The sequence below is a fragment of the Streptomyces sp. NPDC059477 genome, from assembly GCF_042749375.1.
Taxonomy (GTDB): Bacteria; Actinomycetota; Actinomycetes; order Streptomycetales; family Streptomycetaceae; genus Streptomyces.
The window spans coordinates 65,336-91,123 of record NZ_JBHYUG010000023.1; the positions used below are offsets into that span (position 1 = coordinate 65,336).

Here is a 25,788-nt window from a genome sequence, read left to right on the forward strand (position 1 = left end):
GAGGGCCGCGGAAGCGGCGAGGCGCTAGAACTTCGGCGCGTTTCTGGACCGCTGCACCCGCGTGGTGCGGCGGTCCCGCGCGTTCCAGCACGCCTTGTGCCAGTGCCGCCGGTCGTCCACCCCTGAGTGGTCGGGCCAGACGACGACATGCGGGACACCGTCGGGGATCAGCTGGTCGCACCCCGGGCAGCGGTACGACTTGCCCTGCGCGCTCGCCCCGGCCACATGCCGGACGTTCCACTCCTCGCCCTGCCAGCGCACCGAGGACTGCCAGCCGCCGTAGCGCCCGGGGCCGTCGTCCCCGGCACCGTCGGCGGAGGGGTCGGCACCCTTCGGGCCCTTGGGTCGGTTGCGACGCGGGGACACGGAACACCTCACGGGGCTATACAGGGAGCAGGGTCCGGCTCAAGCCTACGCGGCGCGGACCGGGGTACGCGGAGCACCGAAGACCCGCAAGTCCCCCACGATCCCCTCGCATTCTCCCGACTATCCGCATATCTCTTCGCCAAGCCGTGACCTCGGCACGTGTCAGACGGTTATGCCGCGTGGGGGAGCTCCGCGTCGGAGCCGAGGAAGCAGGAAGACATGCGCGTTGGAACATTCGTGTTGGCGGCCCAGTTCCCGGGTCAGGGCCAGGCGGAGGCGCTGCATCGCGCGGTCCGCTCGGCCGAGGTCGCCGAGGAGGCCGGGCTCGACTCGGTCTGGCTGGCCGAGCACCACTTCGTGCCGTACGGCGTCTGCCCGTCGGCCGTCACCCTGGCCGCGCTGGTACTGGGCCGCACCCAGCGCATCCGGGTCGGTACGGCGGTCAGCGTGCTGCCCACCACCCACCCCGTGTCCCTCGGCGAGCAGGCCGCGCTGCTGCATGTGGCGAGCGGCGGCCGGTTCTCCCTCGGCGTCGGGCGCGGCGGCCCCTGGGTGGACCTGGAGGTCTTCGGCGCCGGTCTGGAGGCGTACGAGAAGGGGTACCCGGAATCACTCGATCTGCTGGCCCGCTGGCTGCGCGAGCCGTCGGTCGGCGCGTGCGGGGAGCGCTACGAGTTCCGTGAGGTGACCGTCGTCCCCAGACCGTCACAGGCGCTGTCGTGCGCCCCGGGGCCCGAGCTGCTGGTCGCGTGCACCTCGCCGGGGAGCGTGCGGATGGCCGCCGAGCGGGGGCTGCCGATGCTGCTCGGCATGCACATCGGCGACGAGGAGAAGGCCGAGATGGTGACCCTGTGGCGCGGCTGCGCGCGGGCCGCCGGACGCGGTGAGGAGGAGGTCCGGGGCGCGGGCCATGTCTCCGCGGGCGTCTGCCAGATCGCCGACCGGCGTACGGACGCGCAGGAGACGCTGCTGAAGGCGATGCCGGGCTGGCTGAAGCAGGGGCTCGACGCCCATATGACGGTCGACGGCCGGGAGCGCCGGATGCGCGATCCGCTGGCGTACACCGAACTGCTCTGCGGGCTGCACCCGGTGGGCACCCCCCGGCTGTGCGCCGACCGGCTCGCGGCGACCGGCGAACGGACCGGCATCTCCCGCTTCGCCCTGCTCGTCGAGGGCTCGGGCGACCTGGCGGCGACGGAGGAGAACGTACGACGACTGGGCACCGAGGTGCTGGCGCAGTTGGGGTGAGCGGCGGTCGGGCGGGGGGCTGCCGAGCAGCGGCGGGGCCGGGGGCTCGGGGCGGGCGACGGGCTCGGGCGCGGCAACGGGCTTGAGGTGGGCAACGGACTCGGGCAGGGCTCGGGGCCAGGCTCGGGCCAGGGGCTCGACGCCCTCCGCGTCTGGCGCGGCGAACGAGCGCGCGGGCTCGGGACACCGGTCCGGCCTTTGGGCCCAGGACACGGGCCCGGCGCACGGGCTGAAGAGACGGCCGCCCGGCGTACGGACTCGGGACACGGGCCGACGCACAGGCCGAGGAAACAGGCCCAGGACACCGCCCGGCGTACGGACTCGGGACACGGGCCGGGAGACGGGCCCGGCGCACTGACCCAGGAAACAGGCCCGGGACACGGCCTCGGCGGACGGACTCGGCGTACAGACCCGGCGTACGGATCGGCTCACGGCCTCGGCGGACGGATCCGCCACGGATCACTCACCGCGAGATGCTCCCCGCCGCCCGCGACCCGCTCTCCGTTCCTCGCAAGGCACCGCCCCACAAGACGTGCCCCGAATACCCCCCACGCGATACGCCCCGCAAGGTACGCCTCACAGCGAGTGCCCCACAGGAAGTGCCCCGCAAGGTGTGACCCCACAGGGAGTGCCCCGCCAGGCACCGCCCCGCGAGGCGCTCCCCGGCGAGGCGCTCCCCCTCGGCGGCGCCCGCCGCCGGGGACCTGCCGCTCCGGTACTGATCGCACCTCCCGCGTCCGGAGCGGCAAGCAAAGGCCTGAGCCGACTCAGCAGTCCCGGAGTTCCGGGGACTGGTTCAGCAGCTGACCACGGATCGAGGTGAAGCGGGCCAGCCTGTCGTCCGCCGAGGCGTCCAGCGGGAACACCGCCACCCGGTGGCAGTTCTGGAAGGCCAGCCGCACACCGAAGTGCCGCTGGAGCGCACCGCGGATCGCGTCACTCGCGAGCGCACGCAGCAACTGACCGCGTGCCTGCTCGTCCGGCGGGGGCGTCTGGTTGTCGGCGAAATGACCGCCGTCCACCTTCAGCTGGGCCACCAGGGAGCTGACCATCTCCCACGCGTAAGGCAGGGAGGTCCGGACGCAGTCGACGAAGGCTGCTTCGTCGACCTCGCCTCGCTCGGCCTGTTCGAGTAGGGCCGGTGAGACGTCGAGCGACATGGGTTCTCCTCTCGCACCCCCGACCAGCAGGGGTTGCCGGACAGAAAAGGGAGGGCGACGCCGAACACGGTGCGTACACAGATCGCGACCTCCCGTTCATACCGTAGGCAACTGTTCGGGGTGGCACCAGGCGAATAGGCACACCCGGTGGACGCTTTACGCGCACAATCGGCCAGGGACGAACAGGAGTGATCTAACAGAACTCGGGCAGTGTCCCGAGCGGCCCGGGACGTGCGGGACGGACGAGCCCTGGGCGAATCGCGCGGACCGGTGCGGGTCGAGTAGCGTTGCCGACCATGCGTCTCGTCATCGCCCGCTGCTCGGTCGACTACGCCGGCCGGCTCACCGCCCATCTGCCCACCGCACCCCGTCTGATCCTGGTGAAGGCGGACGGCAGCGTCTCGATCCACGCGGACGACCGCGCCTACAAGCCGCTCAACTGGATGTCACCGCCGTGCACGCTCAAGGAGGGCAGCGGCGACGAGGACGGCGTCTGGACGGTCGTCAACAAGGGCGGTGAGAAGCTGATCATCACGATGGAGGAGATCCTCCACGACTCGTCGCACGAACTCGGCCTCGATCCCGGCCTGATCAAGGATGGCGTGGAAGCACACCTCCAGGAACTCCTCGCCGACCGGATCGAGACCCTCGGCGACGGCTACACGCTGATCCGCCGCGAGTACATGACCGCCATCGGCCCGGTCGACATCCTGTGCCGTGACGCCGAGGGCCGGACGGTCGCGGTGGAGATCAAGCGACGCGGCGAGATCGACGGCGTCGAGCAGCTGACCCGCTATCTGGAACTCCTCAACCGCGACCCCCATCTCGCGCCGGTCCGCGGCATCTTCGCCGCGCAGGAGATCAAGCCGCAGGCCCGGGTCCTCGCCACGGACCGCGGCATCGGCTGCCAGATCCTGGACTACAACGCCCTGCGCGGCATCAAGGACGACAAACTGCGGCTGTTCTGACGCGCGGGCAGAGCGTCGCGGCGGCACCTGGCTGTTCCGTCGTACGGATGACGTACGGATGACGCACGGATGGCATACAGGACGTCAGATCCCGGACACCTCGGTGCCGCTCGGTGTTCCCCCTGCGGTCGCCTCGGACCCCCCAGAGCCTTCGTTCGGCTGGGGGGCGCTCGCCGTCGTGCTCGGGGCAGGGCCGCTCGCCGAGTCGGACGTGGTGGGGCCCGTGGGGGTGTCGGACGGCGGCTGCGGGGTGTCGGTGGGCGTCGCTGACGGCGATTCCGATTCCGATTCCGTGGGTGTGGGCGACGCCGACGGCGAGTTGGACGAGGGCGAGGACGACGGCCGGTCCGAGTTCGAGGTCGACGGGCGCGGTGAGGTCCGGCTCGGCGACGGCGAAGGCGACGTACCGCCGCTGCCCTGTGTGCCGCTCGGCTCGTCCGACGGCCCGCCGGTGCCGGTGCCGGCCGTGGCGGCCGGTGTCGGGTCGTCCGTCGTGCCGAGTGTGCCGTCGGGGCCGGGGTCGGTGTGCCGTGGGGTCGCCGCGCCGGTGCCGCCGTCGTCGGAGGCGTCGGCGCCCAGGTTGTCGTCGCCGATGTCCTGGCTCGCGGACGGGTTGACGCCGACCTGCTCGGCCGGTGGATCGCCCTCGCTGTTGGAGGTGGCGCCGAGGGTGACGACCGTACCGAGCACGGCGGCCAGCAGGGCGCCCGCGCCGGCCGCCACCAGGTTGCGCCGGGCGAAGCCGCGCAGCCCGCCGCGGGCCTTGCGGGAGCCGGGGTCGCTGCGGTGGGTCACCAGCGTGCCGTCGTCCAGCCGCTGCAACGGCGGGAACTCGCCGAGCCCGGCCGGCACCGGGCCGGGCGGGAGCGCCGGCGCCGCGGAGCGGGCGTCGGGCGCCTGCTCCCCCGCGGGGGCGCCGAGGGCCAGGACGCCGATGCCCGGCGTGGTGCCCGCGCGGTCGTCGACGAGGGCCAGCGCCCGGCGTCCGGAGACCGTGCCGCGCTTGTCGGCGAGCGCCGCGCGCAGACCGATGGACGTCTCCAGTTCCGTACGGGCCCGGTCCAGCCGTCCGCCGCACAGGGCGAGGACGCCCAGTTCATGGTGGAAGTAGGCCTGTTCCGCGACCTCGCCGGAGAGCCGGGACGCCTCGCCGCCCGCGCGCAGCGCCCGTTCCCAGGCGCTCCAGTGCAGCCCCGCGGCGAACGCGGGCGCAGCCGTACGGGCCAGCCGCACGGCGATGCTCTCCTCGCCCTCCTCGGGCGCGGTGGTGAGCGGCACCAGCACGCCGAGCGCGGCGAGCAGCGCGTCGGCCTCGGCGCAGACGCGTTCCGGGGTCACCGAGGGGTGTCCGGCCCACCAGGCGTAGTGCGTGGCGGCGGTGAGGGCCTGGGCGTCGACGTCGTCGGCGTAGCCGGCGGCGGCCAGTTGGGTCAGGACACCGGCCGCCAGACGGTAGCGGGGGCCCGCCGGGGAGACCAGGGCGCAGCTCAGCAGCTCGCCGAGGGCGGCGTCCGCGTGGGTGTCGCCGACCAGCGCGGGCAGATGCGCCTGGTGCGGCACCTCGCCGTCGAGTGCGACCGCGAAGCGCAGGGTGGCGCGGGCGGCGGGGCTCAGCCGGGAGGCGAGCAGCGCGGCGGGGGCGGCACCCTCGCCCAGCGAGGGCAGCGGGATCTCGTCGAAGACCGGGGCGCCGGGTACGGCGTCGAAGGGCGCGGCGGGGAGTGCGGGCAGTCCGGGCAGTTCCTGGAAGACGCCGAACTCGTCGAGGGCGTCGGCGCCGGCCCGCAGCCGGTCGCGCTGCCGCAGCAGGGCGCCGGCCTGCACGAACCGCAGCGGCAGGCCCTCGGACTCGAACCACAGGTCGCCGGCCCAGTTGGCCTCGTCCTCGGTGAGCGCCCGGCCGACGGCCCGGGCCAGCAGCTCCAGTCCACCGGCCCGGTCCAGGCCGCTGAGGACGACCTCCTCCACGGCGGACCCGGCGGACGGCGCGGCGATCTCCGGGGTCGCGGTGAACACGAAGGCGCACTCGGGGGTGGCGTCGAGGAGTTCGTCGAGCGCGGCGCCGCCGAACTCGATGTCGTCGACGGCCACGACCGCGCCCACCTCGGCGAGCAGCGCGCGCAGTTCATCGCCGTCGGGCCGGTACCGGGGCGCTTCATGGACGGCGTAGAAGAGGTCGTGGAGCAGGTCGTCGGGGCTGCGGCCGACGCCGCTGAGCCGGACCACGCCGTCGGGCGCGAGGTCGGCGCAGTCGCCGGCGACGAGGTCGAGCAGCCGGGTGCGGCCGAGGCCGCCGGGGCCGGTGAGGCGTACCGAACGGCCGCGCGCGAGCAGCCGTACCAGCCGCTCGCGCTCCTCCTGGCGGCCCAGCAACGGCAGCTCGGGCCGGGCGGGGCCGGGTGGCAGGGGCGGGGCGGTGGCGCGGGCGGCCCCGGCGCGGGCGGCGGCGCCGAGCTTGCCGGGCCTGGCCGGGCGTTCCCCGGGCGGGCAGATCTCGATCTCGCTGCCGTCGACGGGGTTGACGGTGAGCAGCAGTTCGCCGGTGACGAGCTGTGTCGTACGGGCCAGCGCGGGTGTGTGCTGGCCGAAATCCTGGGCGAGGGAGTCCCGGGGCGGGCGCGGGCGCGGCGTCTCGCCGTCGCCTTCGTGGCCGTACCCCTCGGGTCCCCGGTCGATCGGGTCCATCGGTTTCAAGCCCCCCAAAAGCGTCGTGGCGTGGGCCCCTCCCGGCCTGCTGCACACTGCGCTGTCGCTTCTGGTCCGGTGCCCGCTTCAGGGTGTTCGGGCGGCGGGCATTCGAACCGTAAACCTTTGCACAGTATCCACGACAGCCCGGGGTACCGGGCCGCCCGACAGGTCACGGTCTCGTGAGAATTGTGCGCGTCGCACGGTTTTCCGCGCGTGCGTCCGACCCGTCCTACGGTCCGTGCGGCCGTCCTACGGTCCGTGCCGCCCGTCGTACGGTCCTGCCGCACGGTGTCGCATTCGGTCGCGCGCAGTCGCACGCCGTCGTACGCCGTCGCATTCCGTCGCACGGTTCGCCCGGGCCCTGCCGGGGTCATACGCGGGGCAGTGACTCCACCCCGATGCCGCCCTCGATGGCGAGGATCCGGTGCAGCCGGGTGGCGACCAGCAGGCGTTGCATCTGCGGCGGTACGTCGCGCAGCACCAGGCGTCGGCCGCAGCGTCCGGCCCGCCGGTGCGCCCCCATGATCACTCCGAGTCCGGTGGCGTCCCAGGAGTCCAGTTCGGACAGGTCCAGGATGAGATCGCCGACGCCGTCGTCGACCGCTGTGTGCAGGGCCGTTCGGGCGTCCGCCGCGCTGCGGACGTCGAGGCGGCCCCCGACGACCAGCTCGGCGTGGTCGCCCCTGATGTGCATATGCGCTCCCCGTGATGCGTCGTGTTGCTTCGCGGTGGTGATGTCCGATGCGGTGGTGATGTGCGGTGTGCGGTGCCATATGTGTTGCGATGTGCGTCGACGCAACCTCTGACTGCGCTGGGCGCTCCCGGGTTGCCGTCTGTGAGCGAACCGATACCGAATTCACCCCGAGGTGTGATGCCCCAGGGGTTTGTGCGGCTGATCGGCCGCAGGTACGGGCTCAGTGGCTGTAGAAGCCCTGCCCGCTCTTGCGTCCGATGTCACCGGCGTCCACCATCCGGCGCATCAGCTCCGGCGGGGCGAACTTCTCGTCCTGGGTCTCGGTGTAGATGTTGCTGGTGGCGTGCAGCAGGATGTCGACGCCGGTGAGGTCGGCCGTGGCGAGCGGGCCCATGGCGTGGCCGAAGCCCAGTTTGCAGGCCAGGTCGATGTCCTCGGCGGTGGCGACGCCCGATTCGCAGAGCTTGGCGGCCTCGACGACGAGCGCGGAGATGAGCCGGGTGGTGACGAAGCCGGCCACGTCCCGGTTGACGACGATGCAGGTCTTGCCGGTGGACTCGGCGAACTCCCGTGCGGTGGCGAGGGTTTCGTCACTGGTCTTGTAGCCGCGTACCAGTTCGCACAGCTTCATCATCGGTACCGGTGAGAAGAAGTGGACGCCGACGACCCGTTCGGGGTGCTCGGTGATCGCCGCGATCTTGGTGATCGGGATGGCGGAGGTGTTGGAGGCGAGGATCGCGTCGTCCTTCACCAGCTTGTCCAGGGTGCGGAAGAGGTCGTGCTTGATGTCGAGCTTCTCGAAGACGGCCTCGATGACAACGTCCGCGTCCGCGGCGGCTTCCAGGTCGGTGGTCGTGGTGATCCGGGCGAGCGCGGCGTCGGCGTCGTGCGCCTCCAGCTTCCCCTTGGCGACGAACCTCTCCAGCGACGCCTCGATGCCGTCGGTGCCCCGCCGCAGCGCGTCCCCGGTGATGTCACGCAGGACGACGTCCCAGCCCGCCTGCGCGGAGACCTGGGCGATGCCGGAACCCATGAGGCCGGCCCCGATGACGGCGAGCTTCCGTGCCACTGTGCGACTCCCCTGATACGCGCTGTCGTTGTGTCCCTGGCCGGACCTTAGCGGTCGCAAGGGGCTGTGTGACCGCTTAGTAACGCGCGTCACGTCTCACATGACGGACATCACACCGACGGTGGTCCGACCATCACATCGACGGTTGTAAGGAGTTCGGATGAGCGGCTCGGCGGGGGCAGTTGGGCGGGGGCGTGGGGGACTTTCGGGCGGGGGTGTGTGGGCTGCTGGGCGGGGTGAGTTGGGGCCCGCGAGGCGGGGTGGGGGCCCGGGCCAGGGCGTGCGGGCCTCGCGTGGGCGGGCGTTGATCTCACGGGCGGGCGGGCCCGACGCATGAGCATCCGCCCGGCACACGTACGGCGGTCTCCTGGCCCCGGCCACCCGCCCGCCCGGTCTCCGTACGGCGACCCCCGAGCCTCCGCGGGACGGTCACGTCGTCCACCGCGCCGGGCGGGCGTCACGCCGGGCCGCGTCGGGCCATGCCGCTGAGCCATCCGGCCCCCTGTCCCGCGAGAGGTGTCGTGACGGTCGGCACACGGGCCGTCCGGAGCGGCGGGGCCTCATTACGCTGGTCCCATGGTCAATCTGACACGTATCTACACGAGGACCGGGGACAAGGGCACCACGAACCTCGGTGACATGAGCCGGGTCCCCAAGACCGACCCGCGCATCGCCGCGTACGCCGACGCCAACGAGGCGAACGCGGCGATCGGCACGGCGCTCGCGCTGGGCGCGCTGGACGAGGAGACGGCGGCGGTCCTCACCCGGGTCCAGAACGACCTCTTCGACGTGGGCGCGGACCTGTCGACGCCGGTGGTGGAGAAGCCCGAGTTCCCGCCGCTGCGGGTCGAGCAGTTCTACATCGACCGGCTGGAGGCGGACTGCGACCGCTTCAACGAGCGGGTGGAGAAGCTGCGCTCCTTCATCCTGCCGGGCGGCACGGCGGGCGCGGCGCTGCTGCATCAGGCGTGCACGGTGGTCCGGCGGGCGGAGCGGTCGACGTGGACGGCGCTGGAGAGTCACGGCGAGACGATGAATCCGCTCACCGCGACCTATCTCAACCGGCTGTCCGACCTGCTGTTCATCCTGGCCCGGGTGGCGAACAAGGACGTGGGGGATGTGCTGTGGGTGCCGGGTGGTGAGCGCTGACGCCCAGGTGAGGCCCGCTGGGCGCCGGGGGCCGGCGTCCGGCCCCTGAGCGGGGCGCTGCCCGGCCAGCGTCCCTCGGTGCCGGGTCAGTACCGGACCTGCTCCTTCTTCGAGGACTCCGCCGGTGCCTTCTTCGGCCAGATCGCGTACGTGAGGGCGATCAGGCCGTGGATGCCGGCCACCCGCAGGGCCGCCCACTGGAAGCTGCGCAGCGATGACGTGTCGCCGCCGTCCCCGACGTACCGGATCGCGGCCTGGAGCAGAGCGCCGGCGACGGCCGCCGCGACGACGGTACGGATCCACAGCTTGCCTTCGTGAACGGCTCGGGCCATGCCGTAGGCCGGTGGCTTGGGCGGGCGGGGCGCCCCGGCGAAGCGGTGGGCGGCGTGGCCGTCCAGCCACGTGATGGTGTAGTGGCCGTACGCCACGGTGAACCCGATGTACAGGGCCGCGATGCCGTGTTTCCAGCTCGGCTCGGCGCCGCCCCGCAGGTCGATCGCCGCCACGACGAACAGCACGACCTCCAGCAGCGGCTCGCAGAGCAGCAGCACCACGCTGGTGCGCTGCCACCGCAGCAGGTAGCGGGCGGCGAGCCCCAGGGCCAGCAGGACCCAGAACGCGACCTCGCAGGCGATGATCAGGGCGACGATCACGGAGTGCTCCCTTCCTTCACCCCTCAAGGCTCCCGTCGGCCCGGCCCCGATACGTCGTCGCCGGTGAGGAAGTCGCCGTACATCGAAAGATGCAGTCGCGGCCCCTTCCCCGGGATCAGGCGTCCGGCCGCGCGGCCGTGTTGGATGGGTGCATGGCCGCCCGACTGTCCCGCCCGCCCCGCCCGCGCCGCTTCGACGTGCGGATCGCCCTCGCCGGGCTGATCGGCGGGGTCGCGCTGGCCGCCGTGGGGCTCGGCACGCGGCCCAAGGGCGGCGTGGGCGTCCTGTTCGACGGACCGTGGCCGCTGCTGGTGCCGCTGGTGGTGATGTGCGGCGCGGAGGTGCTGCGGCGCACCGCCCCGGCCGTCGCGCTGCCGGTCGCGACCCTCGCGCTGATGGCGGACCAGTTCACCCAGGGCAGCCTGGTCACGATCGTGATGTTCACGGATGTGATGTACGCGGCGGTGCTCTACGGCACGCCCGGTGCCGCCCGCCGGATCCCGCGGATCACCGGCCTGCTGTCGGTGCTGGCGACGATCGTGCCGTTCGCGCTGTGGCGGGTCCCGGAGGCGCTGCTGATCGGCGTGGCCACCGGCATCGTCGCGTTCGGGCCCGCGTCGACCGGGCTGATCGTGCGCAATCACCGCGAGGCCGCCGACACCGCCCGGCTGCGCGCGGAGCAGACCGCGCTGCTGGCCGAGATGGACCGCGCCCAGGCGGTGACCGCCGAGCGCGCCCGGGTCGCCCGTGAGCTGCACGACATGGTCGCCAACCATCTCTCGGCCATCGCCATCCACTCCAGCGCGGCCCTCTCCCTGGACAACCCGGACACCTCCCGCGACGCCCTCGGGGTGATCCGGGAGAACAGCGTGCTGGGGCTCGCGGAGATGCGCCGGCTGATCGGCATCCTGCGCGACGACAGCGGCGACGGCGCCGACCGGGAGCCCTCCGCCGCGCCCACCCTGGACGGTCTGGACGCCCTGGTCGGCGCGGCCCGCGCCAACGGCCTGGACGCCACGCTGGCCGCCGGCCACCGGGAGCAGCTGCCCGCGCCGGTCGAGATGGCGGCGTACCGGATCGTCCAGGAGTCGCTGACCAACGCGCTCAAGCACGCCGGGCCGGGCCCGGTCGCCGTCACCCTGGAGATGCGCGGCGCGTCCCTCGCCATCACGGTGACCAGCCCCTACGGCGACCGGGACGGGCCGCGCGCCCCCGGGTCCGGGGCCGGTCTGATCGGGATGCGGGAGCGGGCGACGCTGCTGCACGGCACGTTCGAGGCCGGGCCCGAGGACGCGCCGAAGGGCAAGATCTGGGCCGTACGCGCGTGTCTGCCCGTACCCGAAGGAGAGTCCGAATGATCCGAGTGCTGGTCGCCGAGGACCAGTCCGCCGTGCGTGCCGGGCTGGTGCTGATCCTGCGCAGCGCACCCGACATCGAGGTGGTCGGCGAGGCGGCGGACGGCGAGCGGGCGGTGGCGCTGGCCCGCGAACTGCGGCCGGATCTGGTGCTGATGGACATTCAGATGCCGCGCCTGGACGGGGTGTCGGCGACCCGGACGGTGGTGGCCGAGGGGGTCGCGGATGTGCTCGTACTGACCACTTTCGACCTGGACGAGTATGTCTTCGGGGCGCTGCGCGCGGGAGCGTCGGGCTTTCTGCTGAAGAACACCGAGGCGCGCGATCTGCTGGAGGCGGTACGGACGGTGGCGCGCGGCGAGGGCTTGATCGCGCCGGCCGTGACCCGCCGTCTGATCGCGGAGTTCGCGGCGAAGCCGGTGAAGCGGCCGGGCATCGATCCGGCCGTCCTGGAGGTGCTCACCCGGCGCGAGCGCGAGGTGCTGTCCGCGCTCGGCGAGGGACTGTCCAACGCGGACATCGCGGCCCGCCTCGACATGGCGGAGGCGACGGTGAAGACGCACGTCAGCCGACTGCTGGGCAAGCTGGAGCTGCGCAGCCGGGTGCAAGCGGCGGTGCTGGCACAGGAGTTGGGGATCTAGTCCCCACGTCGCCCGGGGCAGCTCTGAGGGAGTCGTCCGAGAGCCCCTCGGGGAGCCTCCGGGGCGTCCTCGGGGAGCCCCACCGGGGAGCCGCTGGGAGGTCTTCGGAGGCACAGCCGCCATACAGAACATCCTTGGGCAATGGTCCAGACCTATTGACCGGTGGTCCAGACCTTTCTATTCTCGCGTTCACTGCGCCATGCCCATGGCAAGGCGCGGGCACACTCCGGGCACACCCCGACAACTCCCAAGGAGGCGCTCGCAATGCGCTTCAGACACAAAGCGGCGGCAGGCCTCGCGGCCCTGCTGCTCCCGCTGGCGGGACTGGTGGGGCTCGCTTCCCCCGCCCAGGCCGCCACCTCGGCGACCGCCACGTTCAACAAGCCCCAGGACTGGGGCAGCGGCTTCGAGGGCCGGTGGACCGTCAAGAACACGGGCACCACCACCATCAGCTCCTGGACCGTCGAGTGGGACTTCCCCGCCGGCACCACCGTCGGCTCCGGCTGGGACGCCGACATCACCGGCGCCAGCAACCACTGGACCGCCAAGAACAAGTCGTGGAACGGCACCCTGGCCCCCGGTGCGTCGGTCACCTTCGGCTTCAACGGCACCGGCCCCGGCTCCCCGTCCAACTGCAAGCTCAACGGCGCCAGCTGTGACGGCACCACGGTCCCCGGCGACAACCCGCCGACCGCCCCCGGCACCCCCACGACCTCCGGGGTCACCAACACCTCGGTGAACCTCGCCTGGAGTGCCGCCACCGACGACAACGGCGTCAAGAACTACGACGTCCTGCGCGGTTCCACGGTGGTCGCCACGGTCACCGGCACCACCTACACCGACACCGGTCTGACCGCCGGTACGGACTACTCGTACACGATCCAGGCCCGGGACACCGCCAACCAGACCGGCCCGGTCAGCGGCGCGGTCTCGGTCCGCACCACCGGCGGTGACCCGCCCCCGCCGCCCGGCAAGATCAACCTGGGCTACTTCGCGGAGTGGGGCGTCTACGGGCGCAACTACCACGTGAAGAACCTGGACACCTCGGGCAGCGCGGCCAAGATCACCCACATCAACTACTCCTTCGGCAATGTCCAGAACGGACAGTGCACGATGGGTGACTCCTACGCGGCCATCGAGAAGTCGTACACCGCGGCCGACTCCGTCTCCGGTGTCGCCGACACCTGGGACCAGCCGCTGCGCGGCAACTTCAACCAGCTGCGCCAGCTGAAGGCCAAGTACCCGCACATCAAGATCCTGTGGTCCTTCGGCGGCTGGACCTGGTCCGGCGGCTTCACCCAGGCCGTGCAGAACCCGACCGCGTTCGCCGAGTCCTGCTACAAGCTGGTCGAGGACCCGCGCTGGGCCGATGTCTTCGACGGCATCGACCTGGACTGGGAGTACCCGAACGCCTGCGGTCTGACCTGCGACACCTCCGGCCCCGCGGCCTTCAAGAACATGCAGCAGGCCATGCGCGCCCGGTTCGGCCCCAACAACCTGGTCACCGCGGCCATCACCGCCGACGCCTCCACCGGCGGCAAGATCGAGAAGGCCGACTACGCGGGCGGAGCCGCCTACTCCGACTGGCTCAACGTCATGACGTACGACTTCTTCGGCGCCTGGGCGGCGCAGGGCCCGACCGCCCCGCACTCCCCGCTCACCCCCTACCCGGGCATCCCGCAGCAGGGCTTCTCCTCCTCGGAGGCCATCGCCAAGCTGAAGGCCCAGGGCGTCCCGGCCAACAAGCTGCTCCTCGGCATCGGCTTCTACGGCCGCGGCTGGACCGGCGTCACCCAATCCGCGCCAGGCGGAACGGCGACCGGAGCGGCCACCGGCATCGAACCAGGCAACCAGGACTACAAGGTCCTGAAAACCACCTGCCCGGCCACCGGCACCGTGGGCGGTACGGCGTACGCCCACTGCGGTAACAACTGGTGGTCGTACGACACCCCGGCGACCATCGCGGGCAAGATGAGCTGGGCCAAGAGCCAGGGCCTGGGCGGCGCGTTCTTCTGGGAGTTCAGCGGCGACACCACCAACGGCGAACTGGTGACCGCGATCAGCAACGGCCTCCAGTAACACCGATCCAGTTCAACAGCCGTAGCTGTAGCTGTAGCTAAGCGACATTGACGCGCTGACCGGGCGGGGCTGCCTCAAGCCACGCGAGAAATCCGGTCAGCGCGTCTTCGCTCATGGCGAGTTCCAGACGCGTGCCCTGATGGAGACAGGTCAGGATCACCGCGTCGGACAGCAGCGCCAGTTCCTCCTCGCCCTCGGGCAGCCGGCGCCCGGCCACCTCGATCGAGGCGCGCTCCAGGACGCGGCGCGGACGGGGAGCGTAGGAGAAGACCCGGAACCACTCGATCCGGTCACCGTTGTAGCGGGCGATGCCGTACGCCCATCCCTTGCCGCTGGTGTCGCTCTTCTCGGGGACCCCCCAGCGCAGCGAACAGTCGAAGGTGCCGCCGGACCGCTGGATGAGTCTGCGGCGCAGACCGAAGACGAACAGCCCCACCACCACAAGGGCCACGACGATTCCGCACACAGTCAGAGCGAGGACCATCGGCACCGACCTCCTCGTCTCCTAGGTAACGGAACGGAAAAAACACCCATATCTGCCACAGCCGCGACCGGCACCGGATCACTCCGGTCCCAGCCGCGGCTGAGTGACGTCATGGCACGGGCGCTCTCCCAGATCTTAGTCGGCCCGGGAGGTGCCACGGTCAGCGCGAGGGCGCCGCCCGCAGCCGGACCTCGGCGCGCCGTTCGGCGGAGGCGTCGTCCCCCGACTTGGCGCGCTCCAGGGCCCGCTCGGCGCGCTGGACATCGATCTCGTCCGACAGTTCGGCGATCTCGGCCAGCAGCGACAGCTTGTCGTCCGCGAAGGAGATGAAACCGCCGTGCACCGCGGCGACGACCGTTCCCCCCTCACTCGTACGGATGGTCACCGGGCCCGACTCCAGCACACCGAGCAGCGGCTGGTGACCGGGCATGACGCCGATGTCGCCGGACGTGGTGCGCGCGACGACCAGCTTGGCCTCGCCGGACCAGACCTCTCGGTCGGCCGCGACCAGCGCGACGTGCAGCTCAGCAGCCATGGGAGGCTCCTCGGGTCACCACCCGGCGTCCTGCCGGGTGTTGGGTCAATTCTACGGGGCGTGAAAAGAGGGGCCGGACACACCCGGTACGGGCGCACCCCGCCCCTCTCGACTCACACGTTGCTCACGAGTGAACCGGCGTCAGGAGACGCCCAGTTCCTTCGCGTTCTTCTTCAGGTCCTCGATGCCACCGCACATGAAGAACGCCTGCTCCGGGAAGTGGTCGTACTCGCCGTCGCAGATCGCGTTGAAGGCCGCGATCGACTCGTCCAGCGGGACGTCCGACCCGTCGACGCCGGTGAACTGCTTGGCGGCGTGGGTGTTCTGGGACAGGAAGCGCTCCACCCGGCGGGCGCGGTGGACAACGAGCTTGTCCTCCTCGCCCAGCTCGTCGATGCCGAGGATCGCGATGATGTCCTGGAGGTCCTTGTACTTCTGGAGGATGTTCTTGACGCGCATGGCGGCGTCGTAGTGCTCCTGCGCGATGTAGCGCGGGTCCAGGATCCGGGACGTGGAGTCCAGCGGGTCCACGGCCGGGTAGATGCCCTTCTCGGAGATCGGACGGGAGAGCACCGTCGTCGCGTCGAGGTGGGCGAAGGTGGTGGCCGGGGCCGGGTCGGTCAGGTCGTCCGCGGGGACGTAGATCGCCTGCATCGAGGTGATCGAGTGACCACGCGTCGAGGTGATGCGCTCCTGGAGCTGACCCATCTCGTCGGCCAGGTTCGGCTGGTAACCCACCGCGGACGGCATCCGGCCGAGCAGCGTGGAGACCTCGGAACCGGCCTGGGTGAAGCGGAAGATGTTGTCGATGAAGAACAGCACGTCCTGCTTCTGCACATCGCGGAAGTACTCCGCCATGGTCAGACCGGCCAGCGCCACCCGAAGACGGGTGCCCGGGGGCTCGTCCATCTGGCCGAAGACCAGGGCGGTCTTGTCCAGAACGCCGGACTCTTCCATCTCCGCGATGAGGTCGTTGCCCTCACGGGTGCGCTCACCGACGCCCGCGAAGACGGAGACGCCCTCGTGGAGGTTGGCGACACGCATGATCATTTCCTGGATCAGCACGGTCTTGCCGACACCGGCACCACCGAACAGACCGATCTTGCCGCCCCGGACGTACGGGGTGAGCAGGTCGACGACCTTCAGACCGGTCTCGAACATCTCGGTCTTCGGCTCTAGCTGGTCGAACGCGGGGGCCTTGCGGTGGATGGACCAGCGCTCGCCCTCGTACTGCTCGTCGGCGTTGAGCACCTCACCGAGGGTGTTGAACACCTTGCCCTTGGTGAAGTCACCGACGGGGACGCTGATGCCCTTGCCGGTGTCGGTCACCGGGGCCTGGCGGACCAGACCGTCGGTGGGCTGCATGGAAATGGTGCGGACCAGGCCGTCACCCAGGTGCTGGGCGACCTCCAGGGTCAGCGTCTTCTTCTCGCCGGCGTTGGCCGGGTCGGCCACCTCGACGTGAAGGGCGTTGTAGATCTCCGGCATGGCGTCGACGGGGAACTCCACGTCGACGACCGGGCCGATGACCCGGGCGACGCGGCCCGTGGCAACGGCCGTCTCAACTGTCGTCGTCATTACCTGTCACTCCCCGCGGTCGCGTCGGCCAGGGCTGCGGTGCCACCGACGATCTCGCTGATTTCCTGGGTGATTTCGGCCTGTCGGGCCGCGTTGGCACGTCGGGAGAGCGCCGTGATCAGGTCTCCCGCGTTGTCGGTGGCCGACTTCATCGCGCGCCGCGTGGCGGCGTGCTTGGAGGCGGCCGACTGGAGCAGCGCGTTGTAGATACGGCTCTCCACGTAGCGCGGCAGAAGGGCGTCGAGGACGTCCTCCGCCGACGGCTCGAAGTCGTACAGCGGAAGGATCTCGCCCTTGGTGGACGTCTCCTCCGCGACCTCCTCAAGGCTGAGCGGCAGCAGACGGGAGTCGACCGCCGACTGCGTCATCATCGAGACGAACTCGGTGTAGACGATGTGGATCTCGTCCACGCCGCCGTCCTCCGTGTCCCGCTCGATGGCCTCGATCAGCGGAACGGCGACCTTCTTCGCGTCCGCGTACGTGGGCTCGTCGGTGAAGCCCGACCACGACTCCGCGACCTTGCGCTCACGGAAGTTGTAGTGAGCCAGACCACGCCGACCGACGATGTACGTGTCGACCTGCCGGCCCTCGCGCTCCAGGCGCTCGGTCAGCTGCTCCGCCGCCTTGATGGCGTTGGAGTTGAAGGCACCGGCCAGACCGCGGTCGCTGGTCAGCAGCAGCACCGCGGACCGGGTGATCGTCTCGGCCTGGGTGGTCAGCGGGTGCTTGGTGTTCGACCCCGTGCCGACCGCCGTGACCGCACGCGTCAGTTCCTTCGCGTACGGGGTGGAGGCCGCCACCTTGCGCTGCGCCTTGACGACGCGCGAGGCGGCGATCATCTCCATCGCCTTGGTGATCTTCTTGGTCGCGGTGACGGATCGGATGCGACGCTTGTAGACCCGGAGCTGGGCTCCCATGAGTCAGGTCCCTTCCTTACGTCACTTGGCGGCGGACGGGGCGTCCTCGCCGAGCAGCTTGCCGTCCGAGGTCTCGAACTGCTTCTTGAACTCGGCCACCGCCTCGTCGATCGCCTGGATGGTGTCGTCCGACATCTTGCCGCCCTCCTTGATGGAGGTCATGAGGCCCTGCTCCTTGCGGTGCAGGTGCTCAAGCAGCTCCTTCTCGAAGCGTCGCACGTCGACGACCGGAACCTCGTCCATCTTGCCGTTGGTGCCGGCCCAGACGGAGACGACCTGGTCCTCGGTGGCCATCGGCTGGTACTGCGGCTGCTTGAGCAGCTCGACCAGTCGCTGACCGCGCTCCAGCTGCGACTTCGACGCGGCGTCCAGGTCGGAACCGAAGGCGGCGAACGCCTCCAGCTCACGGAACTGGGCGAGGTCCACGCGCAGCCGGCCGGAGACCTGGCGCATCGCCTTGTGCTGGGCGGAGCCACCGACCCGGGAGACGGAGATACCGACGTTCAGCGCGGGGCGCTGACCGGCGTTGAACAGGTCCGACTCCAGGAAGCACTGTCCGTCGGTGATGGAGATGACGTTGGTCGGGATGAACGCCGAGACGTCGTTGGCCTTGGTCTCGACGATCGGCAGACCGGTCATCGAGCCGGCGCCCTCGTCGTCGGAGAGCTTCGCGCAGCGCTCCAGCAGCCGGGAGTGCAGGTAGAAGACGTCGCCGGGGTAGGCCTCACGGCCCGGCGGGCGGCGCAGCAGCAGGGACACGGCGCGGTAGGCGTCGGCCTGCTTCGAGAGGTCGTCGAAGATGATCAGGACGTGCTTGCCCTGGTACATCCAGTGCTGGCCGATGGCCGAGCCGGTGTACGGCGCCAGGTACTTGAAGCCGGCCGGGTCGGACGCCGGGGCGGCGACGATGGTGGTGTACTCCAGCGCGCCGGCGTCTTCCAGGGCGCCCCGCACGGAGGCGATGGTCGAGCCCTTCTGCCCGATGGCGACGTAGACGCAGCGGACCTGCTTCTTGGGGTCGCCCGAGCGCCAGTTGTCGCGCTGGTTGATGATCGTGTCGATGGCCAGGGCGGTCTTGCCGGTCTGGCGGTCACCGATGATCAGCTGGCGCTGGCCGCGGCCGATCGGGGTCATCGCGTCGACGGCCTTGTAGCCGGTCTCCATCGGCTCGTGCACCGACTTGCGCTGCATGACCGTGGGGGCCTGCAGTTCAAGGGCGCGGCGGCCGTCGGTGTCGATCTCGCCGAGGCCGTCGATCGGGTTGCCGAGCGGGTCGACAACGCGGCCGAGGTAGCCCTCGCCGACGGCGACGGACAGCACCTCACCGGTGCGCTGCACCGGCTGGCCCTCCTCGATGCCGCTGAACTCACCGAGGACGACGGCGCCGATCTCGCGCTCTTCCAGGTTGAGCGCGAGGCCGAGGGTGCCGTCCTCGAACTTCAGCAGTTCGTTGGCCATGGCCGAGGGAAGGCCCTCGATCTTCGCAATACCGTCGCCGGCAACGGTGACCGTACCGACCTCCTCGCGCGAGGCCGCGTCCGGCTGGTACGACTGGACGAAAGTCTCCAGTGCGTCCCGGATCTCCTCCGGCCGGATCGTGAGCTCCGCCATCTGGGTTCCCTGCTCTCCTTGTTGGGCCCGAAGTTTCACTTGGGGGGATGGGGACTCCCCCCTGAAAGAGGTGAATCCTCTGCACGGCCCAACATGGGCCGTATGTGCGTGGTGCGTGTTCAGTTGAGGCGGTGGGTCAGCCCGCCAGGCGGCGGGCGGCGTCCTCGATACGGTCCGCGATGGAGCCGTTGATGACGTCGTCACCGATCTGCACCCGCATCCCGCCGACGACCTCGGGGTCGACGTCGAGGTTGAGGTGCATCTGGCGGCCGTAGAGCCCCGCCAGGGCCCGGCCCAGTCGCTGCTTCTGCCGGTCGCTCAGCGGCACCGCCGAGGTGACGACGGCGACCATGCGGTTCCGCCGCTCGGCGGCGAGCCTGGACAGGTGTTCCAGCCCTGCCTCCAGGCTACGTCCCCGCGGCGCGGTCACCAGACGCGTCACCAGTCGCCCGGTCACCGCGTCCGCCCGGCCGCCGAGCAGACCGCGCAGCAGCTCGGTCTTGGCCGCGGTGGTGGCCTTGCGGTCGGTGAGCGCGGCGCGCAGCTCGGTGGAGGAGGAGACGATCCGGCCGAACCGGAACAGCTCGTCCTCGACGGCGTCGAGCGCACCGGCCCGCTGGGCGGCGGTGAGGTCGGCGGTGTCCGCCAGTTCCTCCAGGGCGTCCACCAGGTCGCGCGAGCGCGACCAGCGGGCCCGCACCATGCCGGCCACCAGGTCCGCGGTCTCGCCGCTGACCTGGGCGCCGAGCAGGCGCTGGACCAGTTCGGCCTTGGCCTCACCGGACTGCGCCGGGTCGGTCAGGACCCGACGCAGCGACACCTCGCGGTCGAGCAGCGCGGTGACGGAGGCCAGCTCGTCGCCGAGCCGGCCGGCGTCCACGGACGTGGAGTCCGTCAGCGCGTCGAGTCGCTCGCGTGCGGCTGCCAGGGCGTCGCGGCTCGCGCCGTTCATCGAGCCGCCTCGGCCTTCTCCTCAAGCTCGTCGAGGAAGCGGTCGATGACGCGGCTCTGCCGGGCGTGATCGTCGAGGGACTCACCGACGAGCTTGCCGGCCAGGTCGGTGGCGAGCTTGCCGACGTCCTGGCGCAGCGCGGACGAGGCGGCCTTGCGGTCGGCCTCGATCTGCGTGTGACCGGCGGCGACGATCTCCTCGCGCTGCCGCTGGCCTTCCGCGCGCATCTCGGCGATCAGCGTGGCACCCTGCTCCTGCGCCTCCTGGCGCAGTCGGGCGGCCTCGTGCCGGGCCTCGGCGAGCTGGGCCTTGTACTGCTCCAGGACGCTCTGGGCCTCGGTCTGGGCGGCCTCGGCCTTCTCGATACCGCCCTCGATGGCCTCGCGGCGCTCTTCCAGAACCTTGTTGATGTTCGGGAGGAGCTTCTTGGCGAGGAGGCCGAAGACGATGACGAAGGCGAGCAGGCCGACGACAAGCTCAGGGATCGGCGGGATAAGAGGGCTTTGCGTCTCCCCCTCGGCCGCCAGAATGAGCAGCTGGCTCATGTCATTGCCTTTCGTCTAGTGGGCTGGTCGTTGCCGGAACGATCAGGTGCCGTAGACGAACGGCATGACCAGACCGATGAGGGCGAGCGCCTCACAGAAGGCGAAGCCGAGAATCTGGTTGGCGCGGATCAGACCGGCCGCCTCGGGCTGGCGGGCCAGGGCCTGGGTGCCGTTACCGAAGATGATGCCGACGCCGACGCCGGGGCCGATCGCGGCGAGGCCGTAGCCGACAGAGCCGAGCGAGCCGGAAACAGCGGCAAGAGTCTGGGACATGCCAGTTCTTCCTTCTTCTTTTACGGACCGGTGGGGGTTGGCCACCGGACGCCTCGGGGGTTTTCTAGGGGTGGGCCGGGCTGCGCGCTCAGTGGTGCTCGGCGAGCGCGCCCTGGATGAAGGTGCAGGTCAGGAGGACGAAGACATAGGCCTGAAGGGCCTGGACGAACAGTTCGAAGGCCGTCATCACCAGGACCATGATGAAAGAGACACCGGCGTAGGCGATGCCGAGGCCGTTGAGCAGGTACCAGCTGGCGATGGTGAACAGCAGCAGCAGGGTGTGCCCGGCGAACATGTTCGCGAAGAGTCGCACCGCGTGGGTGAAGGGGCGGACCAGCAGGTTCGAGAAGAACTCGATGCCCATCGCCAGCGGCAGAACCGCGCCGAGGTCCTTGTTGTAGCCCGTGAAGTTCTTGAACGCCCCCACGAAACCGTGGCGCTTGAAGGTCAGCGAGACCCACAGGACATAGACGATCAGGGCCAGTGCGGCGGGGTAGGCGATGATCGAGGTGACCGGGAACTGGGCGACCGGGACGATGGCCCAGATGTTCATCACCCAGATGAAGAAGAAGAGGGAGACGATGAGTGGTACGTACTTCTCTCCTTCCTTCTTGCCGATGGTCTCGTAGACCACGCCGCGGCGGATGAAGTCGTAGCCCGCCTCGGCGACCATCTGGAGCTTGCCCGGGACGACCTTCGGCTTACGGAAGGAGGCCCAGAAGAACCCGAGCACGACGATCGTGCTGAGCAGTGCCAGCAGCATCGGCTTGTTGAAGTACAGGTTGCTGTTCGCGTCGCCCCAGATGGGCTCGAACAGGAACGAGTGCAGGCCGGGAGCCGGGAAACCACAGTCCGCGAAGATGTGGCAGTCGGTCTCGAAGGCGAGCACCTGCGTCGGGTCAGCACTCACCGCGGGCTCCTTCAGCGTGGCGCATGGGTACGGCAACCTCGTTGTGTCGGCGCGGCACGGGGCCGCGGTTCGGCACGGGACTGGTGTTACTTGGGTGGGGGCGGCGGTTGGGCGTCCAGCCTCGCGATGGAACAGGCGTCAGCTTGGATGCCCGCGCCCGCTGTGCCGCAGTTGGCACCGGACGATAGCAGCTTGTCGAACGCGTCCTTATCCCGGCCCTACCCCTCACGACGAGGGGCCCGTCTTCTCGGCCTTGGGGGCCGTCGAGGGTTCGGGGTCGACGTAGAGGATCTTGGACTTCATGTGTGCGTAGGTCTGTGCGCCGATCCACGCCAGGGTGGTCGCGACGAGTGTGATCGCGAACGAGCGCGGATTGAACAGCGTGGTGTCCTTGAACACGGCGAGGAAGACGAAGAGCAGCAGGATCTGTGTCGTGTAGAGCATCAGACCCATGGCCTGGAACAGGTGCGGGAGCGACCTCGCGGTGCGCTGGAGCACCAGCAGTCCGATGCCCATGAAGAGGATGGTCACCAGCGCGGCCACTCCGGCCCCGACCGCTCCCTTGCCACCGGCGATCCCTCCGCTGACCGCGGCGGCGACGGCACCCACGGCGGCCGTGGGCGCGGCAGCGTGGATCAGCATCCGGGCGTCATTGGACGGCATGGCGGCAACTCCGCTTTTTCACAGTGGGGCAGGGGTGTCGTCATGGACGAGCGTAGTCCCGGGCCGAGAGGGAAACTCACGCCAATGGACCGTCGCACTACGGTCCTTCGGCCCTATCCCGGGTTCTCGTGAACGGTATCACAAACTATTTGATGAGGTCTTTACCTGCCCGGTGTGCGCGCAGTCACACATGAGAGTGAAAGTGCGCGTCTGTGCAGGTCGGGCGGTGACTTGTCTGGTATTGGTCCACTTCGTCACCGCCCGGTTCCCCCATGAATTGGCAATGCTCTAGTCAGATTCTTACCTTCGGCGGCGGCGTCGGCGTCAGCGCGACGACCCTGCCTTGCGCCGATCCAGGAGCCGTGAGCGGGCACCCATCGCCGTTGACCCGTTGCCCCCGGACGCCCGGGTGTTGGTGCCTGCTGCCCCTGACATACCCGCCACACCCGCCGCACCGGCCACCGCCGGCGCCAGGTCCCCGGTCTCCGCTTCGGCGACCTCCGCCGCCCCGCCTTCGTACGAAGCACCGGCCCCGGCCTCCTGGAGCGCCGGCTCCGGACGGCGGCGGCGCCGGTAGCGCGGCGGCACGAAGGACTCGGCCCAGCGCGGGGCGCGCGGGGTGAAGCGGGGCAGCAGGAGCAGCAGCAGGCCGAGCGCGCTCAGTACCACGACGGCGAGCACAATCCACATGGACGCCGAGTTCACGGAGTAGGTGAGCGCCCCGAAGGCGATCAGCGCCGACCAGAAGTACATGATCAGCACGGACCGGCTGTGCGAGTGGCCGATCTCCAGCAGCCGGTGGTGCAGATGCCCCCGGTCCGCGGCGAACGGCGACTGACCGCGCCAGGTGCGCCGCACGATCGCCAGGATCAGGTCGGCGGCCGGGATGGCGATGATGGTCAGCGGCAGCAGCAGCGGGATGTAGACCGGCACCGTCTGGTGCACGGTGTTGCGCTCCGAGCCGGAGAACAGGTTCATCACGTCCGGGTCGACCTGCCCGGTCACCGAGATCGCGCTGGCCGCCAGCACCAGGCCGATCAGCATCGACCCGGAGTCCCCCATGAAGATCCGCGCCGGATGCATGTTGTGCGGCAGAAAGCCCAGGCACATGCCCATCAGCACCGCCGCGAACAGCGTGGCCGGGGCGGCGGCCTCGATGCCGTACGAGTACCAGATCCGGTACGCGTACATGAAGAACGCCGCCGCCGCGATGCACACCATGCCCGCGGCGAGGCCGTCAAGACCGTCCACGAAGTTGACGGCGTTGATGGTGATCACGACCAGGGCGACGGTCAGCAGGGTGCCCTGCCACTGGGTCAGCGCGACCGTGCCCACGCCCGGGATCGGCAGCCACAGGATCGTCAGACCTTGCATGACCATGACGCCGGCGGCGATCATCTGGCCGCCCAGCTTGATCAGGGCGTCGATCTCGAACTTGTCGTCCAGCACACCGATCAGCCAGATCAGCGCGGCGCCGGACAGCAGCGCCCGTGGCTCGTTCGACTTCTCGAAGACCTCGTTGAGGTTGGTGAGATGGTCGGCGACCAGCAGGCCCGCGCACAGGCCGAAGAACATGGCGATACCGCCGAGCCGCGGGGTCGGTTCCCGGTGCACGTCCCGGGCCCGGATCTCCGGCATCGCTCCGGCCACGATCGCGAACTTCCGTACCGGCCCTGTCAGCAGGTACGTCACCGCGGCCGTGATGCAGAGCGTCAGCAGGTATTCACGCACGGGCTTCCCCACAGGTCTCGCTGGCCATATCAGCCCCACACCCTAGCGAGGGACGCATATGAGTGGGGACATCCGGGTAGCGACGATGGTTGCACGTATTGCTGTGCAGGGTTGTCGCCTTTCACTGTGCACACCGCACACGCCTTGCCGCGCACGCTGTGCACGGTGGTAACGGACGAGCCCCCGGGAAGGTGTCCGGCACCGCGTCCATCGGCCCGTACGTCCCTCCCCGTCACCCCCGCTCACCCCGGGTAGGGCGGGAACGCGGCGGTCAGCTCCCGCACGTCCTCCCGCACCCGCGCCCCGCCGGCACTCCCCCGCACCACGCCCGCCAGCATCCCCGCGATCCGTGCCATCTCCGCCTCGCCCATCCCCTGTGTGGTGAGGGCAGCCGTGCCCAGGCGCAGCCCGCGTGCGGTGCCGTGCGGCAGGACACAGCAGTCCAGCACCATCCCGGCGGCGGCCAGCCGGCCCCGGGCGGTTGGGCCGTCGACGCCGAGCGGGGCCGGGTCGACGGTGATCAGATGCGTGTCCGTGCCGCCCGTGGTGACCGCGAGGCCCTCGGCGGCCAGCCCGGCGGCCAGCACCCGGGCGTTGGCGACGACCTGATGGGCGTACGCGGCGAAGGCCGGTGTCGACGCCTCGCCGAACGCGACCGCCTTCGCGGCGATGGTGTGCATCTGCGCCCCGCCCTGCGTGAACGGGAAGACGGCCCGGTCCACCCGCTCGGCCAGCCCCGCCCCGCACAGGATCATCCCGCCGCGCGGGCCGCGCAGCACCTTGTGCGTGGTCGCGCACACGACATCGGCGTACGGCACCGGATTCGGCGCCGCTCCCCCGGCGACCAGCCCCATCGGATGGGCCGCGTCGGCGATGAGATAGGCGCCCACCTCGTCGGCGATCTCCCGGAAGAGGGCGTGGTCGAGGTGGCGGGGGTAGGAGATGGACCCGCAGACGATCGCCTTGGGCCGCCGCAGCCGGGCCAGCGCCCGGACATGCTCGTAGTCGACGAGCCCGCTCTCCGCGTCCACGGTGTAGCCGACGAAGTCGAACCAGCGCCCGGAGAAATTGGCCGGTGAACCGTGGGTGAGGTGGCCGCCGTACGGCAGGCCGAGGGCGAGCACGGTGTCGCCGGGGCGCAGCAGGGCCGCGTAGGCGGCGAGCACCGCCGAAGACCCCGAGTGGGACTGGACGTTGGCGTGCTCGGCGCCGAAGAGCGCGCACGCGCGGGACACCGCGAGCCGCTCCGCGACGTCCACGATCTCGCAGCCGCCGTGATGGCGGGCGCCCGGGTACCCCTCCGCGTACTTGTTGGCCAGCGGCGAGCCCAGCGCCGCCAGCACCGCGGGCGAGGTGAAGTTCTCGGCCGCGTTCAGCTGAAGCGTGGTCGACTGCCGGACCAGCTCCCCGAGCAGCACATCCGCCAGCTCGGGATCCTGCCGCCGCAGCAGATCGGCCGCTGAGGTGTGGGTGACCGTCATGATCCACTCCGCACGTCGACACCGGACGTACGTCCAAT

General features: G+C 70.5%; 24 protein-coding genes. 6 read left to right on the top strand and 18 right to left on the bottom strand.

The annotated features are described in order from the left end of the window. Positions 1-24: 24 nt before the first annotated feature. Positions 25-366, bottom strand: a complete 342-nt coding sequence (locus tag ACFXAZ_RS14885; protein ID WP_382685663.1) for an ATP/GTP-binding protein — start codon at positions 364-366, stop codon at positions 25-27. A gap of 219 nt (positions 367-585) precedes the next feature. Between ACFXAZ_RS14885 and ACFXAZ_RS14890 the strand changes: the two genes are divergently transcribed. After that, a complete protein-coding gene (locus ACFXAZ_RS14890) occupies positions 586-1,614 on the top strand; it encodes an LLM class flavin-dependent oxidoreductase (RefSeq protein ID WP_384589824.1) in 1,029 nt (342 codons plus the stop codon). A 767-nt stretch (positions 1,615-2,381) separates the two neighbouring features. Here the strand turns inward: ACFXAZ_RS14890 and ACFXAZ_RS14895 are convergent. Continuing rightward, positions 2,382-2,774: an SCO5389 family protein gene (locus ACFXAZ_RS14895; RefSeq protein ID WP_384589827.1), complete on the bottom strand. Its 393-nt coding sequence runs from the start codon at positions 2,772-2,774 to the stop codon at positions 2,382-2,384. A gap of 296 nt (positions 2,775-3,070) precedes the next feature. Between ACFXAZ_RS14895 and nucS the strand changes: the two genes are divergently transcribed. Further along, positions 3,071-3,742: an endonuclease NucS gene (gene nucS, locus ACFXAZ_RS14900; protein ID WP_384589829.1), complete on the top strand. Its 672-nt coding sequence runs from the start codon at positions 3,071-3,073 to the stop codon at positions 3,740-3,742. Positions 3,743-3,826: 84 nt separating this feature from the next. Here nucS and ACFXAZ_RS14905 read toward each other — a convergent pair whose 3' ends face one another. The 3 genes from ACFXAZ_RS14905 to ACFXAZ_RS14915 form a co-directional block, all read right to left on the bottom strand. Further along, the gene (locus tag ACFXAZ_RS14905) at positions 3,827-6,427 is read right to left on the bottom strand and encodes an ATP-binding protein (RefSeq protein ID WP_384589832.1); all 2,601 of its coding nucleotides are present in this window, start codon (positions 6,425-6,427) and stop codon (positions 3,827-3,829) included. Between the two features lie 373 nt (positions 6,428-6,800). Next, positions 6,801-7,124, bottom strand: coding sequence for an STAS domain-containing protein (locus ACFXAZ_RS14910; RefSeq protein ID WP_384589835.1), 324 nt, complete (start codon positions 7,122-7,124; stop codon positions 6,801-6,803). A 220-nt stretch (positions 7,125-7,344) separates the two neighbouring features. After that, the gene (locus tag ACFXAZ_RS14915) at positions 7,345-8,193 is read right to left on the bottom strand and encodes a 3-hydroxyacyl-CoA dehydrogenase family protein (protein WP_384589838.1); all 849 of its coding nucleotides are present in this window, start codon (positions 8,191-8,193) and stop codon (positions 7,345-7,347) included. Between the two features lie 576 nt (positions 8,194-8,769). Here ACFXAZ_RS14915 and ACFXAZ_RS14920 point away from each other — a divergent pair. After that, positions 8,770-9,342 (top strand): cob(I)yrinic acid a,c-diamide adenosyltransferase, encoded by a 573-nt coding sequence (locus ACFXAZ_RS14920; protein ID WP_384589841.1) that lies wholly within the window; start codon positions 8,770-8,772, stop codon positions 9,340-9,342. Positions 9,343-9,428: 86 nt separating this feature from the next. Here ACFXAZ_RS14920 and ACFXAZ_RS14925 read toward each other — a convergent pair whose 3' ends face one another. Continuing rightward, complete coding sequence (locus ACFXAZ_RS14925; RefSeq protein WP_384589844.1) at positions 9,429-9,995, bottom strand: hypothetical protein; 567 nt, start codon at positions 9,993-9,995, stop codon at positions 9,429-9,431. Positions 9,996-10,147: 152 nt separating this feature from the next. Between ACFXAZ_RS14925 and ACFXAZ_RS14930 the strand changes: the two genes are divergently transcribed. From ACFXAZ_RS14930 to ACFXAZ_RS14940, 3 genes are all read left to right on the top strand, one after another. Continuing rightward, complete coding sequence (locus tag ACFXAZ_RS14930) at positions 10,148-11,353, top strand: sensor histidine kinase (RefSeq protein WP_384589847.1); 1,206 nt, start codon at positions 10,148-10,150, stop codon at positions 11,351-11,353. Next, entirely contained in the window at positions 11,350-11,991 is a 642-nt protein-coding gene (locus tag ACFXAZ_RS14935; protein ID WP_384589850.1) for a response regulator, read from the top strand. Before ACFXAZ_RS14930 ends, ACFXAZ_RS14935 begins: the two co-directional genes overlap by 4 nt. A gap of 264 nt (positions 11,992-12,255) precedes the next feature. Further along, the gene (locus ACFXAZ_RS14940; protein WP_384589853.1) at positions 12,256-14,070 is read left to right on the top strand and encodes a glycosyl hydrolase family 18 protein; all 1,815 of its coding nucleotides are present in this window, start codon (positions 12,256-12,258) and stop codon (positions 14,068-14,070) included. A gap of 37 nt (positions 14,071-14,107) precedes the next feature. Here the strand turns inward: ACFXAZ_RS14940 and ACFXAZ_RS14945 are convergent, their stop codons facing one another. From ACFXAZ_RS14945 to glyA, 12 genes are all read right to left on the bottom strand, one after another. Continuing rightward, positions 14,108-14,554, bottom strand: a complete 447-nt coding sequence (locus tag ACFXAZ_RS14945) for a DUF2550 domain-containing protein (protein ID WP_384589856.1) — start codon at positions 14,552-14,554, stop codon at positions 14,108-14,110. A 160-nt stretch (positions 14,555-14,714) separates the two neighbouring features. Continuing rightward, complete coding sequence (locus ACFXAZ_RS14950; RefSeq protein ID WP_382685698.1) at positions 14,715-15,089, bottom strand: F0F1 ATP synthase subunit epsilon; 375 nt, start codon at positions 15,087-15,089, stop codon at positions 14,715-14,717. A gap of 141 nt (positions 15,090-15,230) precedes the next feature. Beyond that, the gene (gene atpD / locus ACFXAZ_RS14955; RefSeq protein WP_384589859.1) at positions 15,231-16,667 is read right to left on the bottom strand and encodes a F0F1 ATP synthase subunit beta; all 1,437 of its coding nucleotides are present in this window, start codon (positions 16,665-16,667) and stop codon (positions 15,231-15,233) included. Next, complete coding sequence (locus ACFXAZ_RS14960; RefSeq protein WP_384589862.1) at positions 16,667-17,584, bottom strand: F0F1 ATP synthase subunit gamma; 918 nt, start codon at positions 17,582-17,584, stop codon at positions 16,667-16,669. Before ACFXAZ_RS14960 ends, atpD begins: the two co-directional genes overlap by 1 nt. Before the next feature lie 21 nt (positions 17,585-17,605). Continuing rightward, positions 17,606-19,195 (bottom strand): F0F1 ATP synthase subunit alpha, encoded by a 1,590-nt coding sequence (gene atpA / locus ACFXAZ_RS14965; protein WP_382685704.1) that lies wholly within the window; start codon positions 19,193-19,195, stop codon positions 17,606-17,608. Between the two features lie 136 nt (positions 19,196-19,331). Beyond that, entirely contained in the window at positions 19,332-20,147 is an 816-nt protein-coding gene (locus ACFXAZ_RS14970) for a F0F1 ATP synthase subunit delta (protein ID WP_384589865.1), read from the bottom strand. Beyond that, the gene (locus tag ACFXAZ_RS14975; protein WP_382685708.1) at positions 20,144-20,692 is read right to left on the bottom strand and encodes a F0F1 ATP synthase subunit B; all 549 of its coding nucleotides are present in this window, start codon (positions 20,690-20,692) and stop codon (positions 20,144-20,146) included. The genes ACFXAZ_RS14970 and ACFXAZ_RS14975 overlap by 4 nt, the downstream gene beginning before the upstream one ends. Before the next feature lie 42 nt (positions 20,693-20,734). Further along, complete coding sequence (gene atpE, locus ACFXAZ_RS14980; RefSeq protein WP_073889576.1) at positions 20,735-20,965, bottom strand: ATP synthase F0 subunit C; 231 nt, start codon at positions 20,963-20,965, stop codon at positions 20,735-20,737. A gap of 88 nt (positions 20,966-21,053) precedes the next feature. Then, positions 21,054-21,890 (bottom strand): F0F1 ATP synthase subunit A, encoded by an 837-nt coding sequence (atpB, locus tag ACFXAZ_RS14985; protein ID WP_384589911.1) that lies wholly within the window; start codon positions 21,888-21,890, stop codon positions 21,054-21,056. A gap of 210 nt (positions 21,891-22,100) precedes the next feature. Beyond that, positions 22,101-22,538: a hypothetical protein gene (locus ACFXAZ_RS14990; protein WP_384589870.1), complete on the bottom strand. Its 438-nt coding sequence runs from the start codon at positions 22,536-22,538 to the stop codon at positions 22,101-22,103. Between the two features lie 324 nt (positions 22,539-22,862). Beyond that, positions 22,863-24,269, bottom strand: coding sequence for an MraY family glycosyltransferase (locus tag ACFXAZ_RS14995; protein WP_384589871.1), 1,407 nt, complete (start codon positions 24,267-24,269; stop codon positions 22,863-22,865). Between the two features lie 242 nt (positions 24,270-24,511). After that, positions 24,512-25,750 (bottom strand): serine hydroxymethyltransferase, encoded by a 1,239-nt coding sequence (gene glyA / locus ACFXAZ_RS15000; protein WP_384589874.1) that lies wholly within the window; start codon positions 25,748-25,750, stop codon positions 24,512-24,514. Positions 25,751-25,788: the final 38 nt, after the last annotated feature.